General features: G+C 48.7%; 8 protein-coding genes. 6 read left to right on the top strand and 2 right to left on the bottom strand.

What is annotated here, in order from left to right; genetic code table 11:
- Positions 1-689: 689 nt before the first annotated feature.
- Positions 690-1,754 carry a Gfo/Idh/MocA family protein gene (locus AC2TF5_RS20250; RefSeq protein WP_491298944.1) on the bottom strand — a complete coding sequence of 355 codons (1,065 nt, stop codon included), beginning with the start codon at positions 1,752-1,754 and terminating at the stop codon, positions 690-692.
- Between the two features lie 51 nt (positions 1,755-1,805).
- Positions 1,806-3,380 (bottom strand): FAD-dependent oxidoreductase, encoded by a 1,575-nt coding sequence (locus AC2TF5_RS20245; RefSeq protein ID WP_491298943.1) that lies wholly within the window; start codon positions 3,378-3,380, stop codon positions 1,806-1,808.
- 292 nt (positions 3,381-3,672) lie between these two features.
- On the opposite strand from AC2TF5_RS20245, the gene sigK reads away from it, so the two are divergent.
- The 6 genes from sigK to AC2TF5_RS20215 all read left to right on the top strand — a co-directional run bounded on the left by sigK (position 3,673) and on the right by AC2TF5_RS20215 (position 12,943).
- Entirely contained in the window at positions 3,673-4,374 is a 702-nt protein-coding gene (gene sigK, locus AC2TF5_RS20240; protein ID WP_491298942.1) for an RNA polymerase sporulation sigma factor SigK, read from the top strand.
- 331 nt (positions 4,375-4,705) lie between these two features.
- Positions 4,706-5,884, top strand: a complete 1,179-nt coding sequence (locus AC2TF5_RS20235; RefSeq protein WP_491298941.1) for an ROK family transcriptional regulator — start codon at positions 4,706-4,708, stop codon at positions 5,882-5,884.
- Between the two features lie 438 nt (positions 5,885-6,322).
- A complete protein-coding gene (locus tag AC2TF5_RS20230) occupies positions 6,323-7,408 on the top strand; it encodes an extracellular solute-binding protein (protein WP_491298940.1) in 1,086 nt (361 codons plus the stop codon).
- 57 nt (positions 7,409-7,465) lie between these two features.
- Positions 7,466-8,545 (top strand): ABC transporter ATP-binding protein, encoded by a 1,080-nt coding sequence (locus tag AC2TF5_RS20225; protein ID WP_491298939.1) that lies wholly within the window; start codon positions 7,466-7,468, stop codon positions 8,543-8,545.
- A gap of 14 nt (positions 8,546-8,559) precedes the next feature.
- Positions 8,560-10,287 (top strand): ABC transporter permease, encoded by a 1,728-nt coding sequence (locus AC2TF5_RS20220; RefSeq protein WP_491298938.1) that lies wholly within the window; start codon positions 8,560-8,562, stop codon positions 10,285-10,287.
- A gap of 115 nt (positions 10,288-10,402) precedes the next feature.
- The gene (locus AC2TF5_RS20215; RefSeq protein ID WP_491298937.1) at positions 10,403-12,943 is read left to right on the top strand and encodes an NEW3 domain-containing protein; all 2,541 of its coding nucleotides are present in this window, start codon (positions 10,403-10,405) and stop codon (positions 12,941-12,943) included.
- Positions 12,944-13,005 lie beyond the last annotated feature (62 nt).

Raw genomic sequence — 13,005 nt, 5'->3', positions numbered from 1 at the left:
TTCTACAGTCACATGAAAGGGATGGATTTACGTATGGCTTGGCTTGGTCATGCATGAAGCAACTACCATGATCAAACATGATGTGATTAGTGATGTTGTATGTATTACAACACTGGATGAGCAGAATGCCTGAACCTACTGATATTGTTGTAGATTCTACAACAATCCCTCCTGGAAAGAGGTAAATAAATGATTCCCTATTCGGATTGTTGTATTGCATGCAACAATCCGTCCTTCTCCGCTATATCTCGGTGTATGGTTGCACTTTATACAACACTGACTGAATCCTGTTGGATGATATGAGTAGCTACATCCCACCGTGTATGGAGGATTATAAGTAGTCACATTCTACACATAAGGAGGTTCAATTCATTCAAGTACTGATGTTGTGTCTTTAATCAATTGGACTGCTACAATGGGCAAGCTCTATGTTTTGAGCAAAGGCCAGGAATAATTCAAAAAGGATTATCCGTTTGTTGTGTCCATGCCAGTCCAGCAAAAAAACGGAGGCAAGAGCAATTGTAGGAACGATTCTTACGCGAAGCGCCTTACAACAGACAAAAAGGGGAGTCCGAGGTCAAAGGATCTTTGATATGCTCCCCTTACAGTAACAGGTTTTACTATTTCACCTGTCTACCGTATGGGGAGCATATTACCTTGTGGGACACCCCTATTATAGTTTTAGTGAATTAATCAAAGACGATCTCTTTGCCCTGCTTGCTAGATTCATAGACGCCGCACAAAATTTTCATCATCTCCACACCGTCGCCAACAGGACTGATCGTGGATTGTTTACCTTGACAAACCTCGATGAAATAATCGATTTCATCCTGAAATCCTTGTATAAAGTCAAAGCTTAGATTGTTAATCTGGGGCGTCGTATTCAGGATCGTATTATGCTTCTCGGTGATGATTGTCAGACGGGGCTCGAGCTCCACGCCGCCGTTCTCACCGTACAGCTTTACGGTTAACTCGTCTTCCTTGGCATGGAGAGTGAAGCTGACGTCAACCAGGAGAGAGGCACCACTATCAAACCGGATTAATGCGTTGGCCATATCCTCTACGGTGTTGTGCTCGGCATTATAGTCTGCTGCTTTATAAAAGTTCAGATTTTGAATGTTCGATCGGTTTCCAAGCTTGTTGTAAGTATTTCCGCTGATCGATTTTACTTTTGGTTTGCCCATAAGGTACCAGCATAAATCGATAACGTGAACCCCGACATCGATCAGAGGCCCGCCGCCGGAGCGTTCAATGTCCGAGAACCAACCGCCGGGGTTGCCCAGCCTGCGGATGCAAGAAGCTTTTGCATAATAAATCGGGCCAATATCACCGCTGTCCATGAACTGTTTGACGATTCGTGTGTTGGAGGCATACCGGCGTACGAATCCAACCTGAAGCGTTTTTCCGGATTGCTCTACCGCTTGTTCAACGGCTAACGCTTCATCTACAGATTTGCAGAGAGGCTTCTCCACAAGCACGTTTTTACCGGCCTGAAGGGCAGCTATACTAATTTCTGCGTGTGAGTTGTTCCAAGTGCAGATGCTTACAGCATCAATATCCGGATTTGCAAGGAGCTCTTTGTAGTCGGAATAGACAAAAGGAATATCGTATTTCTCAGCCTTGGCCTGTGCTCGCTCCACTTTCAAATCACATACCGCGTACAGAATGGCTTGCGGATTCTGCTGATAAGATTTCAGGTGCATTTCAGAGATGCTCCCTGCTCCGATGACACCGATGCGTATGACTTCACTCATTGTTTATTCACCTCTGCTATAGATATAGGATACAGACCACGGATTTTTAAATTAAACGGAATGTATGGTCGGCCACTGAAGCTCGATACCTTCTTGAGTCAGTCTCTTCTGGAATTGGGAAAGCTCGGTTTCATTGTTACGAACGGCAGTAGGAAGCAGATTTCGATCCAAGCAATAGCTCGCACAGTAACCGGCAGCCTCCCCGATGTTCCACTCCACTGGATGCAGTCGGTAGCATCCATTCGTAATGTGGGTAACACCGATGTTTTTGCAAGCGGTGAGTACGTTGGTCACCCGTTTCGGAATCAAGCTGCCGAGCGGGATCTGAAAGGGCAGGGAAGATATATCAATATAGGGCTGGCCAGCTGTGCTCGGATGCAGGTCAATGCGGTAACATCCGATGCCAACGGAATCGTGGAACGTCTCCGCTTTTCCACCTGGACGGCTGTCCATAGCTACATGCTGCTCCAGTACGGTAAACTCCGCTTGAATTCTCCTTGATTCACGTATGTAAGGATACATCGCTAGGCCGTCCTCGGTGCCAACGACATCAGGCCTTAGCCGCAGACCGGGATAACCCTGTTTTCCGTCTGGACGAGGCGCTTCGGTCTGCAGCCAATAGAGCAGAGAAAGGCTAAGCTGCTTAGCGCCATATAAGTGGCGACGGCGCTCCTCCTCACTAACATCGATCACAGAGCCTAGCCAGTAGTCGTTCTGGGGCCAATTGATGAGCGAAATCGGGCTCTGGAATGCTCCTTCCTGAAAAAGCTTCTGATTGAGGATTTGCCGGTACATGAACAAAGAAAACTTTTCCGTGTCCGGGAAAATCTCATATCTTACCGGTTCCATCGTTGCAGGTTTTACACCACTAAGACTCAGCAGGTGATCGGGCCAGAACTCAGGTTTGTAATCACGCCAAAATGAATACTGTTCCGGCTTGTCAATGGTATGATCCTCATTCTCCATATAATCAACCGCGTAACAGTAGGTAAAGCCCTGCATATCCATTGGCATTGCTTCCCCATCTACCGCATGTGGTTCACCGGTCTGTGCCTTGGATTCCGCTCCAGTGACATATTCCACGCCTGCAGCTGGAAGAAGATCACCGCATTCTGTTGCATCCAAGTACATAGGTGCATGTAATATCACACGTACATCCGTGTTGAGGCTCTTGACGGTTACGCTGCTGACCTGATCTCCAGTAACTTCGGCCTGCTCTAACACATACTCATACATAATTTTTAATCTTCCGCTGTGTATATAAGGGGCGAGCATTTCTTGTAACACGGCTAGAGCCGTACGGGGCTCATGACACAACCGGCTTACAATCCCGCCTCCGGGATTCAGGTGGATATCTGCTCTGGCCGCTGCAGTTAAGGGAAAGTGATTGCGATAATACTGCCTTACTCCCTCACGAAACTGACGATAGCTGCGCGTGCAGCCAAACGATTCAATCCATGGATGCTCATCTGGCGGTACAGCTTGGCTTGTGAGCTGGCCACCAATCCAGCGGGTCTCTTCTGTCATAATTACGTTTTTTCCTGATTTGGCAGCTGCAAGTGCGGCAGCCGTACCACCGGTGCCGCCTCCGAGAATAACGATGTCCGCATGCAGTTCTTTTACCATCGGCGCAAACGCTCCTTTTTTGCTTGATAGGATAAAAATGCTATCCCCCTTCCATCCTAAGGCTACACGTTAGCCTGATTATGGAATAACTATACTTATTGTAAAAGTTCATCTGCTGGAAATGTACGGGGGGAAGGTGACCTTTTTTGGTAAAATGATGCTTTCTTAAACAATAAGATGAGGTAGATTTCCCGTACATGCACTTCTGGGCCTCTGCCCACATACAATGAACAGACTATAACCGAGCGCGATAAAGGGCCGGTTGCATTGTATTCTGCAGGAGGTGTCCCCAGTGCCTGGACTGTTTACCGCAATTGCTTTGTTCATTAAAGAATTGAGCCTACTCGTCTCGTATGTGAAAAATAATGCGTTTCCCCAGCCCTTGACCGAGGAAGAGGAAGCGAGGCATCTGCTCCTTATGGGGGAAGGTGACCCCAATTCCCGCAACAAGCTCATTGAGCATAACCTCAGGCTGGTGGCCCACATTGTCAAAAAATTCGATAATACGGGCGAGGATCTGGAAGATCTGATTTCGATCGGAACGATCGGTCTGATTAAGGCAATAGAGAGCTTTCGACCAAACAAAGGGACGAAGCTTGCGACATTTGCCGCGCGTTGTATAGAAAATGAGATACTGATGCATCTTCGTTCCCTGAAGAAGACCCGCAAGGACGTATCTCTTCATGATCCGATTGGAACGGATAAAGAGGGCAATGAAATCACATTGATAGATATCCTTGGCTCAGAGGCTGATGATATTGTGGATGCGGTGCAGTTGAAGATTGAAAAGAGCAAGATTTACCGCAATCTGGACATTTTGGACGACCGGGAGAAGGAAGTGGTCATCGGGCGTTTTGGCCTTGAAGCAGGCGGTGAGGAACGGACGCAGCGGGAGATAGCGAAGGAGCTTGGGATTTCGCGTAGCTATGTATCACGGATTGAGAAGCGGGCATTGATGAAGTTGTATCATGAGTTTTATAAGGCAAAAAGGTAGATTGCGATTTTAATATGATCCTACAAAGAACGCCTAAAGCAACTGCGTCTTAACTGAGCAGATACTTTAGGCGTTTTAAACGGTAATTATAATGGGTGTGCCTTTCCGTCAGTTCTTTCTAACCTTACTGTACTTGCCAATAATACATGTAAGTTATTGGAACGGGCGAAATATTCACCCAGACAACATAAAAAGATATAAATATGGAAAGATGAAGAAAATTATTGTTGACAAATTGGAAGCGCATACAATAGAATATTTCCAATAAGACTTTGTTAATAATTTTAACTAACTTAATTTTAACTAACTTAACAAAAGGGGGGACTACTTATTGATTGACAAAGGCCAAACGGGAAACGCCAAGCTGGTGAAGCATATTAACCGAGAAGGCATCCTTCATCAGTTGAAAGAAAACCCCCGGGTATCAAGAGCTGATTTGGCGAAATTAACGGAGTTAAGCCGTCCGTGCGTATCAGCTCTCGTTGACGAGATGATTACGGAAGGCCTAATTAGCGAAGTCGGCGTGGGAGAATCAAAGGGCGGCAGGAAGCCTATCCTCCTCGAATATAACTTTCAAGCTTATGGTGTTATTGGTGCGGTATTCGAAGGCAGCACTCTGCAGCTGGCTATAGCCAATTTGAAAGGGGAGCTGCTGATTCAACGCACGACCAACTTACCTCATCCGATGAATGGCGAGATGGCCATCCAGAGCATCAGGCAAGGGATTGCGGCCCTGCTATTTGAAAGCGGATTCGATAAAGAACGACTGCTTGGCATGGGCCTGGGCTTGCCGGGCATAACCCAGCGAAGCGCCGGAACGGTAAGCTACGCTCCCAGTACGGGATGGATGGGGCTGCCGGTGCAGCAGGAGATCGAAGAAATCTTAGGGCTGCCCGTGGTCATTGAGAATGACGTGAACCTGATGACGCTTGGTGAATTTCATAAGGGCATCGGCGTCGGGCATACCAATCTGGTATATATGTATGCGGGCACTGGGATTGGCGCCGGAATTATCATCGATGGTCAGCTGTATCGCGGAGCCAATGAGGCGAGCGGGGAGATTGGGTACATGATGGTTGGTCCGGTCGGTAATCAGACCAAGGGAGAATATGGCGTATTCGAGCGCAATTACTCCGTATGGGCCATTTACGACAAAGCCAAAGGCATTCTTCCTTCAATTGATGAGAGATCGAGCATCGTTAAGCAAATTGTTGATCAGGCGAATCGAGGGGGGAAACAAGCTCAGGCACTGCTCGACGATATCTGTCGGCACTGGACCTATGGCATTGCCAATCTAACAAGTGTGATGGATCCAGCGCTATTGATTCTTAGCGGAGAAATGATGCATATCGGGGACGAGGGGATTTATAAAATACAACAATGGTTAAACGACTGGGTTCCTTCCGCTCCTCAGATTAAGATGGCCTCGCTAGGCGATCAGGCTGGACTCATTGGGGCCATTCATTGCACGCTGGAGGCGTTCCCATCCACTCCTAAATATCAAAGATAATTCAATGCTTTTTGCTGCGAGCTGTACAGCGCAAAGCCTTAAGAAATACAAATTTCACCAACAACACCTACTAGATTTTTACTTCGAATGCTTACTCTTCTTCTAAGTGTATACACACCTTCTGAGTTCATAATTCATGACTTCTAAGGTACTTCTAAGTACTTCAGACTGACTTCCAAAATTGACAATCAGCTTCAACGGAATTTCTACTTGCCTGAAGAGTTCAGGATTCTCCAGATTACTTTTGATTCACTTACCAATCAGTCACCCTTGAATAGGAGAACATTTTTTGTTCATAAGCTGTACAGACGCGGCTGTGATATGTCCTATATGTTCATTTGATCAAGTCCCGGCTAAGATTCATTTCGTCTAACGAAGATGAATTCATGCGATACAGCAAGATCAACGAAGAAAATTTTAAATTTAGGGGGTCAATTCATGGAAATGTCGAAGGGAAAGGCAAAAAAGTGGTTGATAGGAACAGTCCTCAGCATTGCAATGCTGACGGTCACAGCCTGTGGTGGAAGCACTTCTGAAGGCGGTAAAAATTCAGGAGATAAGGGTTCCGAGAAGCAGAAGCTGGTCATTTATACAGCTAGAGATAAGAACATCGTGGATGAAATTATTCCGAAGTTCGAAGAGCAAAATCCGGGAATGGAAGTCGAAGTTCTCACCATGGGGGCGCAGCAAATATTGGAGCGCGTTCGTGGGGAGAAGGCGAACCCGCAGGCGGATTTCTGGTGGGGCGGCACGCAATCGGCGCTGATGACGGCTGCGGATGAAGATCTGCTCGAAAGCGCAAAGCCGAGCTTCGCCGATAGCATTCCTGCGATGTACAAAGACAGCCAGGATCGCTGGTATGGTGAGATGCTGCTGCCGGAAGTAATTATGTATAACTCCACAGCGTTGAAAAAGGAAGATGCTCCAAAAGATTGGGATGATCTGCTGGATCCGAAATATAAAGACAAAATTATTATTCGCGGCGTGCTCGCTTCCGGAACGATGAGAACGATTTACTCCTCGATGATTTTCCGTCAAGATGCTAACGATCCTGCCAAAGGATACGACTGGCTGAAGAAGCTCGACGCGAATACGAAGGAATATGCGCAAGACCCGACCAACCTGTACCTGAAGCTGGGACGAGAGGAAGGCACGCTTTCGCTGTGGAACCTACAGGACATTATGCTCCAGAAGGAGCTGCAGAAGCAGCCGTTCGACTTTATTTATCCTGCTAGCGGCGCACCGATTTTGGTTGATGGTGTCGGGGTTGTCAAGGGCGCGAAAAACAAGGATGCGGCAATGAAATTTTACGAGTTCCTCTTCGATTCCAAGCTGCGAGTTGAGCTTGCAGAGAAGCTGTATCAAATCCCGACACGTACAGACATCAGCAAAGATACGCTTCCGGCATGGTTACAAGGGTTGGAACTGAAGCCTCTTGATATCGATTGGGCCTTTATGGCAGAGAAAGAGAAGGAATGGATGCAGCATTGGGACGAGAACATTAAGGGGAAAGGTTCCAAATAATGCATTCAGGCGGAGGAGCTCCTCCGCCTGAACATTTTACTTAAGGGGGAAACCGACTTGATAGAGGTCATACTGGATCAGGTAAATAAACAATTCGGAAACGTCAAGGGTGTTACAGACGTTAACATTCGGATTCAACCGGGGGAATTCTTCACCTTTCTCGGACCGAGCGGCTGTGGCAAAACAACGACGCTGCGGATGATCGCAGGATTCTATTATCCGAGCGAGGGCCGCATCATGTTCGGTGATCAGGATGTCACCACGCTTCCCCCGAACAAGCGAAATACGGGAATGGTATTTCAAAACTATGCGTTATTTCCGCACATGACCGTTTTTGAAAATATCGCATTCGGTCTGCAGGTAAGAAAAATCCCTAAATCCGAAATCGTGCAGCGTGTCGAACGCGCGCAGAAGCAAGTTCATTTGGAAGGCTACGGCAGCCGCCGTATCGATCAACTGTCCGGAGGCCAGCAGCAGCGGGTTGCCCTGGCTCGTGCGCTCGTCATTGAGCCACAAATCCTGCTCTTGGATGAACCGCTATCGAACTTGGATGCGAAGCTTAGAGAAGAAACGAGAATTGAAATTAAGAGACTTCAACTGGAGCTGGGAATTACCACAATCTATGTAACGCACGATCAGGCTGAAGCGATGGCGATGTCTGACCGGATCATGGTTATGCAGGGTGGTGTTGTCCAGCAGATTGGAAGTCCAGAAGAAATATATTATCGCCCGGTCAACCGGTTTGTCGCTTCCTTTATCGGGGAGTCCAATCTGTGGGAAGGAACCGTAGAACGAATCGAAGGCAACGAAGCGGTCGTTCGTATCGCTCCGGGCCTTAGTCTGAGAGGGTTGATTGCGAACGCCTCGCCGAATTACAAGCTAGAAGCGGGCAAAAGCGTGGCTATATCCATACGTCCGGAATCGGTTCGTGAGGCTCTGCAAGGAGAGTCCGGCGACAATGTAGTTAACGGTAACGTGGTAATTTCCGAATTTACGGGCGTAAGCGTGAACTATGTATCGCAGGTGGCAGACCAGCAGCTGAAAGCGATGTTCGTCAATCAAGGGCATCGAGTGCGCGGACGCGGGGAAGAAATCTCCCTGTTCATTCCGAAAGAAAGCATCTATTTCTTGGGATAGAGAGGGGATGAATTATGTTAACCAAAATATCCAAAGCACCCAAAACACCTAAGCTTAGAACAAGTTCATTCACGCAATCGCCCTATTTTGTCTATGTCTTGGTAGCACCGCTGTTTCTAGTGCTCTTGGCTTACGTCGTATATCCGTTGTTCCAAACGTTCATCCAAAGTATCCAGGTAGAGGACAAATTTTCGGTCGCCAACTACTTCCGGTTTTTTAGCTTGGAGCATACGTCCAATCTGGAGGCACTCTGGACCAGTATTTATATTTCTGTCTTAAGCGTAATCACCTGTGCGATCGTTGGTGTTGCGATGGCCTTCCTGTTGGAGCGCTACGAGTTCCCCGGCCGGAAAATACTGGCCGTCCTCGTCCTCGTTCCGATGGCATTGCCGCCGCTTGTCGGTGTATTGTCGTTTACGTTTTTGTACGGCGAAAGCGGCATTATCCCGAGAGCACTGAAAGAGCTGTTTCATCTCGATCAGGTGCCGTTTTACTTGAAGGGCATTTGGGGTGTGCTCGTAGTACATACCTTCACGATGTACACGTACTTTTATATGACGGCTTCCTCTGCGATCCGTGGTCTCGATCCGTCCTTGGAGGAGGCGGCAGCGAGTCTTGGCGCAGGACGACTATATATATGGCGGCGTATCATTTTGCCAATGCTGACACCGGCGCTGGTCGCATCGTCGCTGCTCGTCTTCATGATCGCGATGGCTTCCTATACGGCTCCGCTCATCTTTGGCATCGAGCGGACGATGACGATGCAGATATATTTGTCCCGGACGAACGGAAATCTGGATATGGCTGCGGCGCAGTCCACGATCTTGTCCGTCGTTTCGATTTTGTTCCTGCTTGTGATGCGCTGGTATCAAGGGTTGCGCAATTATCAGAACATGAGTAAAGGGATCAGCGTCCATCGCACGGAAGTGAAAAGCGCCGTAGGCAAGTACGTGGCGATGATCCTGTCTATCATTGGCGTAATCGTTCTGCTGCTTCCTATTTTCGTGCTCGTTCTTATTTCACTTTCGACGAACGGCACGTGGACGACGCAAATCCTTCCGCCAGAATACACGCTTGAGCATTACGTGAAGCTGTTTACCGACAGCAAAACGTGGCGACCAATTGCAAACAGCTTCCAGATGAGCTTCGTGGCGACAATCGGCAATGTCATCTTCGGCGTCGCTGCCGCGTATGCCATGGTTCGCTTGAAATTTAAAGGAAAGACGCTGCTTGACGTGCTCATCATGCTTCCATGGGCTCTGCCGGGAACCGTTGTTGCAGTTAACCTGATTGCCGCCTTCAGCGAGCCTACTATATTCAGCTTCAACCAAGTGCTGATCGGCAGCTTCTGGATTCTTCCTTTGGCGTATTTTGTCCGGCATTTACCACTTGTGTTCCGATCCACTTCGGCGACACTGGTTCAGATGGACGCATCGATCGAGGAGGCAGCTCGCAACTTGGGCGCATCCTGGTGGTACAGCTTCAGGCGGGTTGTGTTTCCAATGGCGCTAAGCGGCATTCTAGCGGGGACGCTGCTCGCGTTCGTACAGGGCATCGGAGAATTCGTATCATCCATCCTGCTCTTCACCGCAAAGAGTACGCCGCTTTCCGTCGAGATTTTCCAGCGGATGTATTCATTTGAATTCGGTACAGCTTGTGCGTACGGTGTGCTGCAAATTACCCTGATCATCATCGTGCTCTTCGTTTCGCGAAAAATAACGGGCGACAGCACGGCCGTGTAAGTGACGGTCATTTCGTGGGAACACCTAGGGGTTCATCATCCACGTCATGATATACAGCGGGGAAACTGGCCATTTCCAGCTGAAAAAAACATTCCACCATTATAGGAGGGATTTGATGATCAAAGGTAAGTCGACTTTAAAGTTGTGTTCCATTGTTATGAGCACGGTTCTGGCAAGCAGTGTGTTGTTGTCCACGCAAGCTCATCCCGCGTATGCGGATCGGGGAGTCGTCGATCTGTGGAAGTCGATTAAACCGCTGACGACGATTGCCAACGCAATGAACACGGGGGCTCATCCGGATGATGAGCACAGCGCGACCTTGGCGTATCTTTCCTTGGGAAGAGGGGTTAACACCTCCAGCGTGATCGCTGTCCGAGGAGAAGGAGGACAGAACGAAATCGGGAGCGAGCTGGGGCAAGCCCTCGGCATTATTCGCACCCACGAACTGCAGGAAGCTTCCAAGATCACGAATGTGACGTTAGGAGTGCTTGGCGAGCAGCTGGATGACCCGATTTTCGATTTCGGGTTCTCTAAGAGCGTGGAAGAGACGCTGGAGAAATGGGGCGAATCGGTCGCTTACGAACGATTGATTAGGAAAATTCGCGAGCTGCGCCCGGATGTAATCATTCCTTCGTTTTTGAATGAAGACTCTACACACGGACATCACCGGACGATCAACGTGCTTACTGTTCGGGCGTTTAAGGATGCGGCGAATCCAGACATTTTTCCTGAACATTTGCAAAAAGGGCTTCAGCCTTGGCAGATCAAGAAGCTGTACCTGCCTGCCAGCTCTAAGGACTATACCGTGAAAGCGCCGGTCGGGGAATACAATGAAACCTATGGGGCTTCTTACCTTCAGCTTGGAGAAGAATCCCGCTTCATGCATAAGAGCCAAGGCATGGGAAGGGTGTATGATGAGGGCACTGTGCAAGGGGACAATTACTACAAGCTCGACTTGAGCACGGTGAAATCGAAGGAGAAAGAGAACGACTTCTTCGACGGCATTGCATTCACCTTCGAGGATTTGGCGGAAGAGATCGATGCGAAGGGCAAAGACAACAAGGTCGTCAAGGATTTGCGCACCTTGCAAAAGGATGCGAATGAAGTCGTTGCCGCTTATCCGAGCTTCTCCAAAGTACTGAAAGAAGTGCATGAAATGAAAGCAGACGTACAGATGGCGCTGGCCGATGTCAAGGCATCCGGCTTAGAGGCGGCGACCAAGGAGGATCTGCTCCACCGGCTTCATGTCAAAGAAGAGCAGTTGAACAAAGCGAGCATGGAATCGGCGTCTGTCGTGGCGAAGGTGAAGCCGGAAGCGAGCGAGCTTGTTGCCGGTCAAACGACGAAGGTCGTCGTATCGGCTTTCAATGGCGGTTCTACAAAATTAGGCAAGATCAACCTGAGCTTGAATGTGCCTGCTGGCTGGACAGCGAAGCCAGCCGGGGCGACTAGCTTCGATCAGTTAGGCAACAACGAGACGGCATCGGCCACCTTCGAGGTGACGATTCCTGCAGACGCGCAGCTGTTTAAGCCATACGATCCTTCAGTATTCAACGCGAAGGTCGAATATCAAGCGTTCAATACGGCAACGACATTGAACGTTACGCCGCAAAATGCAGTAGCGGTATTGCCACCGTACTCGATGTCGCTCAGCCCGAGCGCAACGATTCTGAATACGCTTAAGCCGGGAGAGCCGATTCCGGTGAAGGTTACGGTGCGCAATTATACACCGGGCGCTTCCAAGGCTTCGGTGTCACTGAACGTACCGGAAGGCTGGACGGCCGAGCCGGCTGTTGAAGAATTGAGCTTTGCCGCTAAGGGCGAAACGAAGTCCGTCGCATTCACGGTCAAAGCTGCTTCGAACGTCGTGCCTGGCAAATTTGCCGTGACGGCTGTTGCGAAAAACGGCAATGTACAAAGTACGCAGGGTGCACAGATCATCGAGTATCCGCATATCGGAAAGACGTTCATGGTACAACCGGCCGAGCTCAAAATCCAAGCCTTTGACCTGAAGGTTCCGGACAAATTGAAGGTAGGTTACGTATCCAGCGGCTTCGATAACATCGATCAATATTTGAGTCAAGTGGGCATCGATGTCGTAAAGCTGGAAGCGAAGGACATCCAATCCGGGGATCTTTCGCAATATGACACGATTGTGCTTGGAATTCGCGCATACGCATTCCGTCCGGAATTGATACCGAGCAATCAGCGTCTGCTGAACTATGTCAAAAATGGAGGCAACCTCGTTGTTCAATATCATAAGCCTGAAGACAAATGGTCACCTGATCTTGCCCCGTACCCGATCAAGATCGGATCACCGCTTATTCAGTGGCGCGTAACGGACGAGAATTCCAAAGTGACGATGCTGGCACCAGATCATCCGATGTTCAATGCTCCAAACAAGATTACGGATCAGGATTGGAATAACTGGATTCAAGACCGCTCTGCCTACAATCCGTCGGAATGGGGCAAGGAATATACGGCACTCATTTCGAACGGGGATCCGGGCGAGAAGGAGTTTACGGGCACATTCCTGACGGCGCATTATGGCAAAGGAATCTATACTTACAGTTCATTGGTCTGGTATCGCGAGATTCCAGCTTTAGTTCCAGGCTCCATTCGCATGTTCGTAAATATGATTAGTCAACATCAGTAAATTTCGCTTTTGATCACGAAGAGACCTTTTTAACATGTAAGCTAGCTCAACATCACAACATC

This window comes from Paenibacillus sp. JNUCC 34, from assembly GCF_058269055.1.
The sequence above is the reverse complement of the archived record's forward strand: the minus strand, read 5'-3'. Positions and strand labels throughout refer to the sequence as shown.